The 14,808-nt window shown below is 63.1% G+C and carries 15 protein-coding genes; 9 read left to right on the plus strand and 6 right to left on the minus strand.

Annotated elements, in window-relative coordinates; translation table 11 throughout:
- Positions 1-9 precede the first annotated feature (9 nt).
- From JM946_RS25075 to JM946_RS25105, 7 genes are all read left to right on the plus strand, one after another.
- Positions 10-2,028, plus strand: coding sequence for a heparinase II/III family protein (locus JM946_RS25075; protein WP_203170119.1), 2,019 nt, complete (start codon positions 10-12; stop codon positions 2,026-2,028).
- A 36-nt stretch (positions 2,029-2,064) separates the two neighbouring features.
- Positions 2,065-3,015 carry a citrulline utilization hydrolase CtlX gene (gene ctlX, locus JM946_RS25080; RefSeq protein ID WP_203170120.1) on the plus strand — a complete coding sequence of 317 codons (951 nt, stop codon included), beginning with the start codon at positions 2,065-2,067 and terminating at the stop codon, positions 3,013-3,015.
- A 9-nt stretch (positions 3,016-3,024) separates the two neighbouring features.
- Positions 3,025-3,669 carry a glycerol-3-phosphate 1-O-acyltransferase PlsY gene (gene plsY, locus JM946_RS25085; RefSeq protein WP_203170121.1) on the plus strand — a complete coding sequence of 215 codons (645 nt, stop codon included), beginning with the start codon at positions 3,025-3,027 and terminating at the stop codon, positions 3,667-3,669.
- 15 nt (positions 3,670-3,684) lie between these two features.
- The gene (locus tag JM946_RS25090) at positions 3,685-4,722 is read left to right on the plus strand and encodes a biotin--[acetyl-CoA-carboxylase] ligase (RefSeq protein ID WP_203170122.1); all 1,038 of its coding nucleotides are present in this window, start codon (positions 3,685-3,687) and stop codon (positions 4,720-4,722) included.
- Positions 4,723-4,728: 6 nt separating this feature from the next.
- Complete coding sequence (locus tag JM946_RS25095) at positions 4,729-5,490, plus strand: type III pantothenate kinase (RefSeq protein WP_203170123.1); 762 nt, start codon at positions 4,729-4,731, stop codon at positions 5,488-5,490.
- A gap of 131 nt (positions 5,491-5,621) precedes the next feature.
- Complete coding sequence (locus JM946_RS25100) at positions 5,622-5,936, plus strand: hypothetical protein (protein WP_203170124.1); 315 nt, start codon at positions 5,622-5,624, stop codon at positions 5,934-5,936.
- A 21-nt stretch (positions 5,937-5,957) separates the two neighbouring features.
- Complete coding sequence (locus JM946_RS25105) at positions 5,958-6,725, plus strand: SPOR domain-containing protein (RefSeq protein WP_203170125.1); 768 nt, start codon at positions 5,958-5,960, stop codon at positions 6,723-6,725.
- A gap of 12 nt (positions 6,726-6,737) precedes the next feature.
- On the opposite strand, the gene JM946_RS25110 is transcribed toward JM946_RS25105, so the two are convergent.
- The 3 genes from JM946_RS25110 to JM946_RS25120 form a co-directional block, all read right to left on the minus strand.
- Positions 6,738-7,172, minus strand: a complete 435-nt coding sequence (locus tag JM946_RS25110; protein ID WP_203170126.1) for a hypothetical protein — start codon at positions 7,170-7,172, stop codon at positions 6,738-6,740.
- Positions 7,173-7,259: 87 nt separating this feature from the next.
- A complete protein-coding gene (locus tag JM946_RS25115; RefSeq protein WP_203170127.1) occupies positions 7,260-9,635 on the minus strand; it encodes a hybrid sensor histidine kinase/response regulator in 2,376 nt (791 codons plus the stop codon).
- Positions 9,632-10,162, minus strand: a complete 531-nt coding sequence (locus tag JM946_RS25120) for a YfiR family protein (protein WP_203170128.1) — start codon at positions 10,160-10,162, stop codon at positions 9,632-9,634. The genes JM946_RS25115 and JM946_RS25120 overlap by 4 nt, the downstream gene beginning before the upstream one ends.
- A 248-nt stretch (positions 10,163-10,410) precedes the next feature.
- Between JM946_RS25120 and JM946_RS25125 the strand changes: the two genes are divergently transcribed.
- Positions 10,411-12,417, plus strand: a complete 2,007-nt coding sequence (locus tag JM946_RS25125) for a TonB-dependent receptor plug domain-containing protein (protein ID WP_322110982.1) — start codon at positions 10,411-10,413, stop codon at positions 12,415-12,417.
- Here the strand turns inward: JM946_RS25125 and bluB are convergent.
- Positions 12,387-13,076: a 5,6-dimethylbenzimidazole synthase gene (bluB, locus tag JM946_RS25130; RefSeq protein ID WP_203170130.1), complete on the minus strand. Its 690-nt coding sequence runs from the start codon at positions 13,074-13,076 to the stop codon at positions 12,387-12,389. The genes JM946_RS25125 and bluB overlap by 31 nt on opposite strands.
- Entirely contained in the window at positions 13,073-13,681 is a 609-nt protein-coding gene (locus tag JM946_RS25135) for an alpha-ketoglutarate-dependent dioxygenase AlkB (protein ID WP_203170131.1), read from the minus strand. The genes bluB and JM946_RS25135 overlap by 4 nt, the downstream gene beginning before the upstream one ends.
- A gap of 107 nt (positions 13,682-13,788) precedes the next feature.
- Here JM946_RS25135 and JM946_RS25140 point away from each other — a divergent pair, with 107 nt between their 5' ends.
- Positions 13,789-13,974: a hypothetical protein gene (locus JM946_RS25140; RefSeq protein WP_203170132.1), complete on the plus strand. Its 186-nt coding sequence runs from the start codon at positions 13,789-13,791 to the stop codon at positions 13,972-13,974.
- A gap of 31 nt (positions 13,975-14,005) precedes the next feature.
- On the opposite strand, the gene JM946_RS25145 is transcribed toward JM946_RS25140, so the two are convergent.
- A complete protein-coding gene (locus tag JM946_RS25145; protein WP_203170133.1) occupies positions 14,006-14,764 on the minus strand; it encodes a ferritin-like domain-containing protein in 759 nt (252 codons plus the stop codon).
- Positions 14,765-14,808 lie beyond the last annotated feature (44 nt).

Below are 14,808 nucleotides of genomic sequence, written 5' to 3' on the forward strand. Positions count from 1 at the left end.
GCGCAGGCAATGAGTTTGAAGTGGAAGCTGCATCGCCTGTCGGCGATGAGCGGGTGGGAAGTCGGTTATCGGGTCAAACAGCGCGTGCAGGCCAGCGTGGAGCAGCTCGGGCTGCATTCCACCGCGCCACCTCCCCCTGCGCGCAACGAAACCGGCGCGGCTTGGGTGGCAACGCTGCCGACCGAATTCAACGTCGATAAATATCGCCGGGCCGCCGACAGCATTCTGGACGGCCGCTTTCCCGTGTTTGCGCTGACCGCGGCGCCGCTGGGCTTTCCACCGCAGTGGAATCGCGATCCCAAGACGGGGCGGCAGGCGCCGTTGCGCTTCGGCAAGACGCTGAACTACCGCGACGAATCGCTGGTCGGTGACATCAAGTATCTGTGGGAGCCCAGCCGTCATTCGCAGCTGGTGACGCTTGCGCAGGCGTGGCATCTCACGCGCGAAGATAAATACGCCCAAGGCTGTCGCACGCTGCTGGAGTCGTGGTTCGATCAATGCCCCTATCCGTCGGGCGTGCACTGGACCTCCAGCCTGGAGCATTCGATCCGGCTGGTGAACTGGTCGTTCGCGTGGCATCTGTTAGGAGCCGATGCCGCGACCATTTTTCAAGGCGCGGCGGGTGAAGGGTTCAAACGGCGCTGGCTGACCAGTGTGTATCAGCATTGTCAGTTCATCGCTGGACACTTCTCCAAGTATTCGTCGGCCAACAATCATCTGCTGGGCGAGTTGATGGGGCTGTTCGTCGCCTCGCTCACCTGGCCGCTGTGGAAGCGCAGCCGTCGCTGGAAGGAACATGCTCAGCGCGAGCTGGAACGCGAGATGTTGTTGCAAAACGGCCAGGACGGAGTCAATCGCGAGCAGGCCAACTGGTATCACCATGAAGTCGCGGACATGATGATCGTCAGCGGCTTGCTCGCGCGCGCCAACGGCTGTGACTTCAGCACGGCTTACTGGCTGCGCTTGCGTGGGATGTTGCAATACATTGCCAGCATCATGGATGCGGGCGGACACGTGCCCAACTTCGGCGACGCGGACGACGCCATCATCGCCCGGCTCGATCCCGAACCGAGCGACGTGTATAGGTCGCTGCTCGCCACCGGCGCGGTGTTGTTTGACAGCGCGGAATTCAAATTCAAGTCGAGCTCGTTGTCGGGCAGCGCACCGGATCGCGTCTTCGGCAATATCGACGACAAGACGCGCTGGTTGCTGGGCGATGCCGCCGCGATCAGATTCGAAGCGATCGACATGTCACGAGTGTCGCTGCCTGCGCGCCTGGATTTTCCCAACGCGGGTTACTACATCTTGGGCGATCGCTTCGAGACCGCCCGCGAGGTGCGCATCGTTGCCGATGCGGGCCCGCTCGGTTATCTGTCGATTGCCGCGCACGGACACGCGGACGCCCTGTCGTTCACACTGAGCGCCGCCGGCAAAGAGATATTGATCGATCCAGGCACCTACGCGTATCACACACAGCGCGTGTGGCGCGACTACTTCAAAGGAACGTCGGCGCATAACACGATCCGGGTCGACGGCGTCGACCAGTCCGTCAGCGGCGGCAACTTCCTGTGGATCAAGCACGCTCAAGCGCAGGTGCTGGCGGTCGAACGCACGCCGCTGGCGGATCGATGGGTCGCCAGCCACGACGGTTACAGCCGACTGAAACATCCGGTGATCCATCGCCGCGAGCTGTTGTTCCATAAACAGCAGACGCGTTTGCAGGTGACCGACGAGTTGCTGGGCGCCGGCGTGCACGAGGTCGAGATGTTCTGGCATTTCGCCGAGCAGTGCGCGGTCGTGGCCAATGGCCGCGGCGTTCGGGTGTCCTGCGGGGATGTGTTGCTGTCGATGACCTTGCCGGAGGAACTCCACTGCAACGTGCATCGCGGGATCGAACGGCCGGAGCCCACCGGCTGGATCTCCCGCAGTTTCGACTCCAAGGCGCCGACCACCACGGTGATCGCCAAGGGCCGCATCGACGGCGGCGTCCGGCTGGTGACGCGGTTCAATTTCGACTTCCGGAGCTGAGCGGGGCCATAATGCCGCCCTGCTACAGGGGGCATTATGAGCCTGGTCGATCGACAAACCGCGCCGGACGTGATGATGATCCGGCCGGTCGCATTCGTGGGCAATCCGCAGACCCAGCCGTCCAATTCTTTTCAGCAGCTCGACATCGCCAGCGTCGACACGGCCAGTCAGGCCGCGGCGTTGCTGGAGTTCGACGCTTTGGTTGTCGCGTTGAAGCAGGCGGGCGTCAACGTGCATGTGTTCGACGATACGCCGGAGCCGCACACCCCGGATTCGATTTTTCCCAACAACTGGGTGAGCTTCCACGCCGATGGCACGGTGGTGCTGTACCCCATGCTGGCGGAAAACCGCCGGCTGGAGCGGAGGCTCGACCTGCTCGAGGCATTGAGCTCGAAGCACGGCTTTCACACTTCGCGCGTCATCGATCTGACGCGACACGAGCACACCGGCCGCTATCTGGAAGGCACCGGCAGCCTGGTGCTGGACCGCATCCATCGAGTGGCCTACGCGTGTGTTTCGCCTCGCACCGATCTGGATGTGCTTGGCGATTTCGCTCAGCAACTCGATTACGACATTGTCGCTTTCGAAGCGACCGACGCCGGCGGCGCTCCGATCTATCACACCAATGTATTGATGTCGGTGGGCGAGCGCTTTGCCGCGGTCTGTGTGAACGCGATTCGACAAGACGAGCGGGCAGGCGTGGTCGAGCAGTTGCGCGGCACGGGTCGTGCGATCCTGGAGCTGTCGCTGGATCAGATGAATGCGTTTGCCGGCAACATGCTGGAGCTGGCGTCGCCGCTCACTGGCAGCGTCGTGGCCCTGTCGCAGCGGGCGCGCGACGCATTGACCGCCGAACAACTGGCGACGCTGGAGTCGAGCGCCGGTCCAATCGTCACGGCCGCCATTCCCACCATCGAACGACTCGGGGGCGGCAGCGTCCGGTGCATGCTCGCCGAACTGCATCTACCTAAAAAGAAACCCCTATAATCCCGCGATATGCTGGAACTCGGCGTCAAATCTCTGCTGGCCTATTTGCTGGGTGCGTTGATCGGCAGCCTGCTGGTCGGCCAGCTGCGCGGCGGCGTCGACATTCGCAAGCTCGGCAGTGGCAATGCCGGCGGCACCAATGCGCTGCGCACGCAAGGCTGGTCGTTCGCCGCCTGGGTGATGCTCATCGATATCGGCAAAGGGTGGCTCGCGGCCGGCGTGTTGCCAGCGATGAACTTGCCCGGAATCGGCATCGATCCACAGGTAGAGCGCGACTGGCTGGCAGTGGCGTGCGCCACGGCTGCGGTGCTCGGTCACGTTTATCCCGTCTGGTATGGATTCCGCGGTGGCAAGGGCGCCGCGACTTTGATCGGCGTGCTGCTCGGCTTGACGCCAATCGCCATCCTGGCGGTGTTCGCGGTATGGCTGGTGGTCGTGATGCTCACTGGCTTCGTCGGCCTGGGCACCATGCTCGCGGTCGCTTCTTTCCCGATGTATCTGGCCCTGACGGAACCGAAGCCCTCGGCGGCGATGCTGTTTTTCGGCTGCGTCATGACGCTGTTCGTTTGTTACACCCACCGCGCCAACATCGAGCGCATGCGGGCGGGCACCGAGAGCCGCGCCCGGCGGCTGTGGCTGCTGCGACCTCGCTGAAGATCCAGATTCCTGATGGCGACCAGCAGCAAGGCTCACACTCCCAAGACTCAAGCTCATGCGCGTCGGCAGCGCCTGCTCGCCATGCTTGCGGAGGGCGCCTTCTATTCGGGCGAGCAACTGGCCAGGAAGCTGAAGATTTCGCGTGGCGGGGTCTGGAAGCTGATGAACTCGCTCAAAGCGCTCGGCGTCGACATCGAATCGGTGCCGCGTCAGGGTTATCGCTTGCCGCGCGCGGTCGATCTGCTCGCCAAGGAAGACATCACTGCTTCGTGGCCGGCCGCGACGCGCGCGCTCATGGAGCGCACGGATGTATTGCTGACGGTCGATTCGACCAATCGGTTCCTTTTCGATCTACCGCCGCCGCAGCCCGGACGGTTTCAGCTATGCACGGCCGAAGTGCAGAACGCCGGTCGAGGGCGTCGCGGGCGCAGCTGGATCGCGCCGTTCGGCAGCGGGGTTTGCATGTCGCTGTCCTGGCAATTCGCGGAGGCGCCGCCGACCTTTTCGGCGCTCAGCCTGGCGGTTGGCGTCGCGGTGGTGAAGGCGTTCCAGCGCCTGGGCATCGAAGGGGTCGGTTTGAAGTGGCCCAACGATCTGCAATGGCAGGCTCGCAAACTCGGCGGCATTCTCATCGAGATGCGCGGTGAATCGGCTGGGCCGGCGCAGGTGGTCATCGGCATCGGGATCAACATGCACATGCCCGCGGCGACTCGCATGCAACTCGCAGAGCGCGAGGCTGCGTTGATCGCGGACGTGCACGAAATCATGAAGGAGCGGACGCCGACTCGAAATGCGCTGATCGCGACGGTGGTGGAGCAGCTGCTGGAGATGCTGCAGACATTCACCGTGCATGGATTCGCGCCGTTCAAAGAAGAGTGGCTGGCGCTGGATACCCTGTCGAATGCAGCGGTGAAAGTCATCGCCGGTTCGCAAACGACTCACGGTACCGCACGCGGCGCCGATGACGATGGCACGCTGCTGGTGGAAGTGGATGGCGAGCTGCGCAAATTCGTTTCCGGTGAGGTCAGTCTGCGCGCGGCGAAGAGTTGATCTGCGATGCTGCTGCTCATCGATATCGGCAATACACGTATCAAGTGGGCGCGCTGCGTCGATGGCGTCATGGGTGCGCAGGCCGCGGCGGTGCATGTCGACTGGACTCGCGAAGATTTCGTTCAGCAGATCTTGAACAGCGGCCCGCGCGCCGAACGCGTGTTCATCGGCAATGTGAGCGGCAAACGGATGGGTGACCTGGCGCAGGCCGCCATTGCCGGCGCCTGGCAACTCGAACCCCGATTCCTGCATTCGCCGGCCGCGCAGGCCGGCCTTCGCAATGCCTATCCCGAACCCGGCAAGCTCGGCGTCGATCGCTGGCTGGCCATGTTGGGCGCACGGGCGCTCGAGCCGCGCCCGTTGTGCGTGGTCAGTGTTGGAACGGCCATGACCATCGACGGCCTGGATGCGCACGGTCAGCATCTCGGCGGGGTGATCGTGCCGGGTCCGGATCTGATGGTGTCCAGCCTGCTCAAGAACACCAGCGACATTGCCCAGCGCGCGGCCGGCGGTCAGGCTCGCGATCAACTATTTGCCGACAATACGCTGGGTGCGATCCAGCAGGGCGCTGTCCAGGCGCTCGCGGCCCTCGTCGATCGCGCTCACGAAACACTGCGCCAACAGCTCGGCGAAGCGCCGGCGCTGTTGCTCACCGGTGGCGCCTGTCATCGGATCCAGCCAGCGATTCATGTGCCGGGCAAAGAGATTCCCGACCTGGTGCTGCGAGGCCTGGCGGTGGTGGCGGCCGAAACTGAATCGTCCCCCTGAGACAATTCGCCGATTCATCCGAGGTCTGATCCGCAAGGCCTGTCCCGTCTCAACGCCGTGATCGCGGGGCCTTCGTGTATCATTTGCCCCGTTCCATGCGCGCGGCGTCGCCGCGAATCGAGGATGCTTGGATGGCCATTTCTGGATCCCGACAACTGTATGCAGGCGCGGCGCTGACAGCGCTCGCTCTAGCGTCGCTGTCGGCGCCGGCCGCCCAGGCCGCCGACGTGCAGGCGGGCAAGGCCGCCTCGCAGGCCAAATGCAGCGCCTGTCATGAGCCCGACGACTGGGAAGGCGAGAGCGCCGCGTCGCTGGAAAGCCTGATCCGCGACATCGTCGCCGGCAAGGTCAAACACAAACAGCCGTTGCAATTGACGCCCGCCGAGGTGGCGGACATCGCCGCCTGGTGGGGCCAGAGCAGCCAGAAGGGTCAGAAGCGACGTTGATCGCTCGAGCATAACCATTCCATGCGCGCGTTCTGTTTGCTGTTGGTGCTGATCAACGCCCTGTACTTCATCTGGTCCCAGGTGATCGACGTGCAGGTGAGCAGCCTCGATCGCGTGCCGATCCGCATGGCCGCGCCTCCGCCCCGCATCGTGCTGGCCAAGGAAGCTCAGAGTGGCGTGACTGCGGAGCCGGAGCCCGAAGAAGAGGATGAGGTCGTTGCTGACGTTCGCGAAGTAGTCCCGCCTCAGGTCGCGCCGTTGGAGTCGCCCGGCGCCGCTCAACCGGCCGCGCCGTCGACGGCGGCTCGTCAGGATGCTCTCACCTGCACCAGCGTCGGACCGTTCGCCGATCTCGGCCAGGCATCGCAGGCCCAGGCCACTCTGCGCACCCTGGGCTTCCAGCCACGGCAGCGGGTGGAGCAGGGCGAGTTGTGGACCGGTTATTGGGTCAGCGTTCGCGACTTCCCCACCCGCGAGGCGGCCGAAGCGGCGCTGGTGAAGCTCAACAACAATGGCATCACGGATGTTTATCTGATGCCGGGCACCGATCCGCCCAACGTTTTGTCCCTCGGCGTGTTCTCCGATTACCAGCGCGCGCAACGTCGCGCCGAAGAAGTTCGCTCCATCGGCCTGTCTCCGCAGATCAGCGATCGCAAGCGCGCCGGGTCGGTGTTCTGGCTCGACGTCGACTTGAAGGAACCTGGCGAAACCATCGACACCAGCTTGTTTCAAGTGGGGCAGAGTCGGATTCTGCGCCTGGAATTGCGCGGCTGCCCGCAAACCGGCTAACGCCGCCGCCCTTCAGTAGCCGCGCTCCGAGCAGCACTGAGCTAACGCTTCATCATCACCCGCGCGCCTTGCGCAACCGATGCCTGCCCGGTCCGCGCGCCAGTCCTCCCAGTTAGCATCCCCGGCGCCGAACAGATCGCGCAGTTCCTTGCCAAGACCGGCCATATACGCCTCGCTACCGCTGCAGTATCTCGCGATCAGTCCAGCAGCAAGGCAGTGCGCCCGCGCGTCCGGCAAGCCGGCCGGCAGCTTTTCCTGCACCACCGACTGCATGCATTCATAAGAAGACCTGGCCGGTCTCGCCGGCCGATTCGGCGCCGTAACGCAGCCAGCAAGGACAGCCGACGCCAGCACGCCGATCAGTGCGCGCGAAATGAAAGAAATGTTTCCGCGTACGTCAACGTTCATACTACGAGTATCCCAGGCCAGCGCGACCTGGGCGAGCACCGATGAAGCCTGCCAGGTTCGGCGCGGCGGCGCCGGTTCAGACATGCTCGATCATGAACAAGGCGAGAAGTCGCCCAGGTTGGATGGTCAGCGCTCGAGATAACTGGCGAGTGTCGTGGCGAGCAGTGAGCGATCGATGGGCTTAGACAGGTAGCCATCCATGCCGGCTGCGCGGCATTCCTCGTCCGCGCCCTTCATCGCATGCGCGGTGAGCGCAATGATGGGCGTGCGGCGCGCGCCTTGTTCGGTTTTGCGAATCTCGCGAGTCGCTTCGTATCCATCCAGATCGGGCATCTGACAATCCATCAGGATCAGATCGTACTTCCCAGTCAGCCAGGCATCGACAGCCGCGCGCCCGGTGCCGACTGCATCCACGCGATAGTTCAGCTTCTCCAGCAGACGCACGGCAACCTTCTGATTCACCAGATTGTCATCGGCTAGCAAAATGCGCGCTTTCGCGCCGCGCAGGCCCGCGGCCTGCAGCCGCTCGCCAGTGACAATGGGCTGCGAGCGCAGATGCCAGACTTCCGGCTGCTGCGCAAGCACCAGCTGCAACGACGCGACCAGATCCCGCTGTGTCACCGGCTTCAACAAATAACCGGCGAAACCGACATCAGCAAAGTATTCACTCTCATCTCGATGGCCCGCGGAGGTGAGCAGGATCAGCCGCGTGCTCCTGAGCAGAGGATCCGCGACGATTCTGCGACCCAGCGCCGCCCCGTCGCAGTCGGGCATCTGGTAATCGAGTAACGCCGCGTCGAACGGCCGCCCGTTGGCCTGAGCTTCACGCAGCAACACCATCGCTTCAGTGGCATTGCTGGCGGAACAAGGCTGGATGCCGCACAGCGCCAGTTGCCCCAGCAGCACCTTGCGATTGGTCGCATTGTCATCGACCACCAGCACACGCTTCCCGCTGATCGTAGTGGTGAGCAAAGAAAACATTCCCGTCGTCGGGCTGCCAACGTGGAAGCGAGCGGTGAACCAGAAGGTCGAGCCCGCGCCCTCGCGGCTGGTGACGCCCACGTCCCCGCCCATCAGATCGATCAACCGACGCACGATCGACAAACCCAGCCCCGTGCCGCCAAAGCGGCGAGTCATGGACGAATCGACCTGAGTGAACGGCGCGAACAGCGCCGCGATGCGGTCCTGAGGAATACCGATGCCGGTATCGCGAATCTCGCAGCGAATGAACACGCTCTGCGCAGCTTTCGAGAGCACGCTCAGAGCGATCGAGACTTCGCCGCGCTCGGTGAACTTCACCGCGTTGCCGGCGAGATTCAGCAGGATCTGCCGGATGCGGCCGGCGTCGCCCTTGAGCGTCTGCGGCAGGTCCGGATCGATCTGCAATGTGAGCTCCAGTCCCTTGGTATGCGCCTGCACCGACAGCAGGCGCGCCACATCTTCGAAGGTGTCGCGCAAGTCCATGTCGGCATGTTCCAGGTCGAGCTTGCCGGCCTCGATCTTGGAAAAATCCAGAACGTCGTTGATCACGGTCAGCAGCGCACTGCCACTGTCCTTGATGGTCTGCACGTAGTCGCGTTGCGTGTGGTCCAGCCGGGTGTCGAGCAGCAGGTCGGCCATGCCCAGCACGCCGTTCATGGGCGTGCGGATCTCGTGGCTCATGTTGGCCAGGAATTCGCTTTTCGCCTTGTTGGCGGCGCTGGCGGCGTCGGCCGACTCGGTGGCGCGACGCGTGGCGTCGGCCAGTCGGCTGTTGCTAGCGGCAAGCTCGTGGGTGCGTTCGGCGACCCGTCGCTCCAATTCATCTCGAGCGCGCCGCAGTTCGGCATCGCGAGTCTCGATCTGCCCGAGCATGTCGTTGAATGCCACGATCAAACGACCGATCTCATCGTCGTTGAGAGCGGGTACGCGCAGACTATAGTCGCGTGAGCGCGTGACGCTCTCGGTCGCGGCGGACAGCGCCAGAATGGGCTTGGAAATGAATCGCTGAATGCGCACTGCTGCGAGGCTCGCGAACGCGAGCGCGCCGACGATTACGAGCGCAAGCAAAAGCGTGCGCTTGTACACACCCGCATGCAGCTCGTCACGCTTGGCCCACAAATGCACCGAGCCGATGTATCCGTCCAGCACGATTTCGGCCTCGACGTGGACGAATTCGTCGCGGTCCGCGGCATTGCTCAGATCACGTCCATAGCGCGCCAGCACTTCGCCGCCGGTGTAGTGGATCTCGGCTGCCACGATGGCGGGGTCCGCTCCCAAGGCGGCCAATGATCGGCTCGCCGCCTCCTGATCGTCGAATGCGACCGCGGCCTCGCTGTCTCGAGCGGTGATTTGCGCCTGAGTCTGCAGCCTGCGCCACAACTCGCGCTGATCGATACGGTAATCGGCAATGGTCATCACCACGCCAGCGATGAGCAGCGCCAGGCCGCTCACCAGGCTGGCGAGCAGCGTGAGCTTGCCGCCGATGGGCAATCGCTCGAACCAATGCCGCACCGAGCTCATCGCGGTTTCCGTCGTACGCCAGCGGCGAGTTTCAGCAGATCGGAGCTGATTCGCAGCCCGACCCGTTCCGCGCTCTCGACATTGATCAAAAAGCGCAGGCGATGGTTCTCGGTGAACAGTTCGATCATGCCGCCGTTCGCTGCGAAATCCGCGGCATTGCTGACCGTCAGCACCGGTCTACCGGCAAAGCTATTGATCGATGCCGGCAGCGGCGCCTCCACGTACACAGCATTGCAAGCGTCGGCCGCCTGCGAATCCGTAAGCTGAAGCGCCACCAGACGGCGTGAGCCGACTCGCTTGTTCTCGATGCCGGACGCCAATTCCTGGTAGACGCCAGCGCCGCCGATGAAGCAGATCGTGACAGTGTCGGTGGCTACGCCTGCCGGCCATTCCACGAACTTGGCGAAGTTGAACAGGTACGCGGCCTTGAACTGAGTTTCCCGCTGCAACACTGCATCGGCGCGAGCGCTCATGGCGGTTGCCATGAGCGCCGCGAGCGCCGACAGGATGTGCAGATGGAAACTCATGTGAATCGTGAACTGTAGCAATGCGTTCCGGTTGCATCGGCAACGAGCTTCACAGCTGAAGTCGCTGACCGTCGATCGAGCGTGCATTCTGCTCGAGTTATCGCCATCAGGCTCGCGCAGGAGTGCTATGCCTCTCTCACTTTGCTGCATTTGCGAGGACCCTGCTGGCTACTTAAGGAGATGTCTTATGAACAGTGCGACCGCGCGCGTCGAAGATGTCCAGTGTGAGGACGAAATCAACATGCTTGGTGCGAGCGTGTGTGCTGGCTGCGCTGGCGCACGGCACGCTGGCGTCCGCTGCAGATCGCGGCGATTTGACTGCGCTGAGCCTCGAGCAGCTGATGGAGATGAACGTGCACTCCGTCTCCGGCGCCTCGAAGTACGAGCAGCGCGTGACTCAGGCGCCGTCCTCCATCAGCATCGTGACCGCCGAAGATATTCGCCGCTCGGGTCACAACAACCTCGCCGATGTGCTAAGGGGCGTTCGGGGTTTGTACGTGACCGACGACCGCAACTACACCTATCTGGGCGTGCGCGGCTTCCTACGTCCCGGCGATTACAGCACGCGTGTACTGGTGCTGATCGACGGGCATCGGCTCAACGACAACGTTTATGACTTCGGCTCGGTGGGCCGCGAGTCCATGATCGACGTCGAGCTGATCGATCGTGTCGAAATCATCCGCGGCCCGAGCTCCTCGATCTACGGCAGCAGTGCATTTCTCGGCGTGGTCAACGTGATCACCAAACGTGGCCGCGGCATCGACGGCGGCGAGGCCGCCGTCGAAATGGCGAGCTACGACACTCAGAAGGTGCGCGCCACGTATGGCAAGACGTTCAACAGCGGCCTGGACTGGCTGGTGTCGGCGACGCATTATTCCAGCGCCGGCATGGATTTCTATTACCCGGAGTTCGACCAGCGCATCAGCGACAATCCTCGCGCGGCCAACAACGGCTTCGCAACCGGCCTGGACGACGAAGAGGCCGCGAAGTTCTTCACCAGCGTGCGCTACGGAGATTTCTCCGCCTCGCTGTTTCTGAGCGATCGTCACAAGCAGGTGCCGACGGCGTCGTTCGAGACGGTGTTCGCCGACCCCAGGGCCAGGACCGACGACGCGCGCGGTTATCTCGAGCTGAGTTACGAGCGAGCGCTCAACGAACGCGCCGGCCTGCGTGTGCGCGCCTCGTACGATTCATATGAATATGAAGGCGAGTTTCCTTACGACTACGCTTTGCTGGGTGATGCCGACTATCAGGCGCTGTTCATCGATGAGATGGCCGGTGAGTGGCTGAGCAGCGAAGTGTTGCTCACGTCGCGCCCATCAGATCGCTACACACTGGTGATCGGCGGCGAGTATCGCCACCATCTGCGCGAGTTCCAGGCTTCGTACGACGACGTCGATCCGCGCGTCTGGTACTTGTACCAGGATGAGACGAGCGGAGTAGGTGGAGCCTTCGCTCAGGCGGAGGCGCGCCTGCGCGACGATTTCAGCCTCACCGCGGGCCTTCGTTATGACCACTATGGCGAGACCTTCGGCGGTACGACCAATCCGCGCTTCGCGGCGATCTATAATCCTTCGCGGAATTCCGCCATCAAGGCGCTGTACGGCGAAGCGTTCCGTGCGCCCAATCCATACGAACGCTATTACTATCCCCACCAGGCCGAGCGACCGCCGCTGCGCCCCGAGACCATCGAGACGTACGAGCTCGCCTACGAGCATTATTTCAACTCGACGTATCGCTTGAGCTTGTCGGCCTACTCGTATCACATCGACGGCCTGATCACTCAGGCGGCGACCGAGGATGCTGACCCTTACTACGACAACATCGACCACGCGCGTGCCCGTGGAGTCGAGATCGAAATGGAAGCCTCCTACCGCAATGGAACGGTATTGCAAGGCAGCTGGGCGGTTCAGCGCGCCACCGACGTGGCCACCGATCTGGAGCTGAGCAACTCACCCCGCCACCTGGGCAAGTTCAGCGCTTCCGCGCCGATTCTCGGCAGCAACGTCTTTGCAAAGCTGGATCTGCAGTATCACAGCGACAGCCTTACGCTTTCGCGCAGCCGCAGCCCCGCGTTCTGGCTCGCCAACTTCAGCTTGAGCACGCACGACCTCTGGTCGAAGGTCGAGTTGACCGCCGGCGTCTACAATCTGCTGGACGAGCAGCGTTGGTTCCCCAGCGCCGAAGAACACGTGCAGCCGCGCCTGCAGCAGGAAGGGCGAACCTACGGCGGCAAAATCGTAGTGAGGTTCTGAGTCGCGCTCGAACTGTTCCACCGGTCGGTGAACATGAGCTCGTGCAATGGCCGAGCTTTGGTCCAGCCGGTGAGTTCCAGCATCGGCGCTGGGTAGAACGCCTCCACCTGTCCGAGACAAAGAATGGCGATGGGCTCGCTACCCTCGGGCATGCCGAGCAACTGCGCCAGCGCGACCGGTTCGAACAGCGACACCCAGCCCATGCCGATGCCCTCGGCGCGCGCCGCCAGCCATAAGTTCTGAATGGCACACGCCGCCGACGCGAGGTCCATTTGCGGCAACGTGCGGCGGCCGAAAACATGTTGCTCGCGTCCTTCGCACAGGGCCACGACCAACAGCTCGCCACATTCGAGCACTCCTTGCACCTTCAAGCTCAGGAACTCGTCCTGACGCGAACCGAGCGCGGCGGCGGTCCTATGACGCTCCTCTTCCACGAGCGCATGGATCTGCTGCCGCAACTCGCGATCGGTGACGCGGATGAATCGCCAGGGCTGCATCAGTCCGACGCTGGGCGCGCAATGAGCCGCATTCAGCAAACGCTCCAGGGTCGCGTGATCGATGGGGTCGGATCTGAAGTGGCGCATGTCGCGTCGTTCGGCGATAGCGCGATACACGGCGGCGCGTTCAGCATCGCTGAACCGGAAAGGCGAATCAGTCACGAGGAAGGCGATCTCCTGGCTCGGGAGCGGCCGATTCTATCGCTTGCCGTTCGAAAGGTGATCGAATACCGCAGCACCTTGGTCGGCGGCACGTGGTGCTGCCACTTCCAGCGCGCTTCGTCTCGCAAGATGTATGCGGAGCGCGGCGCCAGTTCGAGCGAGAACGCCTCCGCCTTCTTCTCCGGCTCCCATGGATAGGGGCGAAAGCGCAAGCGCGCCGCGCCCGCCAGCGAGATGCCCACCACCAGCTCGAAATCCGGCACGTCGCGATGCCAGCCCAGCGGTGTGCCGGGCTGGTATTCGGCGACCAGCCCTTGCACGAATTGTTCGGGGCGGACGCCGGCCCAGGCCGCTGCCCGAACGCGCAGCGGCGTCAAGAATTCGGGAATGGGCGGCGCCGGTTTGGATTGCTGGTGAGTGAAGTCATACGAAGAGCCGAAGTTCACCGTGCGCCGTCGCGCGGTGTATTGCCGGTACTGCGATTCTTTCAGCGGCAGCAGTCGAATCTCCGACAGCAACTGTTGCTCTTCCTCGGGCGCGATGAAGTCCTCGCGGTAGATCAACCCCGTCGGGAGCGCCGGCGGGAAAAACTCGGCTTGCTTCATGAGCTCATGGTAGGTCCACGCTCGCGAAACTCACAACTGGGGACATGCGAGGAACCCGCGGAGGGCGGCGGCGTTGCCTTTAGTGATTTGCAACAACTGGAGCCATCATGTGTCCATCCCGTAGCACCACCCCGGGTGGCAATCCCGGAAAGGCCGGTCCCAAAGGCGCGTTGGGGTTGCCCGCCGCGCGCAACAAGAAGCGCGGTCGGAACGAAGACAGGAACGAGCAGCGCAACTTCGTGCAGCTGAGCGACAAGGAGCGAAAGAAAAGCCGCCGCGACGGCGAAAACTAGTCGTCGTCAGCGGCGGCGTCATCGAAGTCCGTTACATCAGCTCGCTGGTCTCCATCGTCAGCAGCGTGTACCAGTTACGGACTTTGGTGAGATGCACGGCCTCTTCATCGAGCGCCTGCTTGAAGCGGTTCGCCATGTCGTCGTGACCCATCTCGCGAGCCATGGTCATGAGGTCTTCCCAACCTTCATTGTCGATCAGCTCGGCGGCCAGCGCGGCATGCAATGTCTGAGCGAGCGTGGTGCGGGGATCGCTCACTGCTTGCAACAGCCCCGCGCTTTCCACGCCGACCAGATCCGCGCAAGGCGTCTGTGCAGTCGGGTCGGCGCCCAATGTTTCCATGCATTCCTTGATCAGCAATGCATGGCGCGCCTCGGAATTGCGGATCTCCAGCAACTCTTCGGCGGGGACCTTGCTGATATCGCCCTTGCTCGCCAGGGCCTTCGCGTAGACGGCATCATACAGCCGCGTGCCGCCGCGTTCGAAAGCGAGGCGCTCCGACAGCTTGTCGATGAAGACCTGCGGGCGTCGACCGGTCAGCATTTTGGCGCCGCTCTTGGCCGCTCCCTTGAGGGTGGCCGGAGCAGGCACGGAGCCGAGCGGGTCGGCCATAGCAATGTATTCCTGGCGCATCGCAGATAGCGCCTGCCCGTCGGCTTCATCGCTTGTACCCGCAGGCATATCCATTTCGAGCAGCTGCGTGCCCTCCAACATTTCCTGAGCGTGCTCGGGCGACATCTGCAGGCCGGTGCGATTGATCCCCAAGCGGGTCGCGTCGGTGGAATTGCGCATGAGATTTCTCCAGTCGTATTCGTTGATAAGGTTCGAGCGCGACG

The organism is Steroidobacter gossypii (assembly GCF_016801985.1).
GTDB classification, from domain to species: domain Bacteria; phylum Pseudomonadota; class Gammaproteobacteria; order Steroidobacterales; family Steroidobacteraceae; genus Steroidobacter; species Steroidobacter gossypii.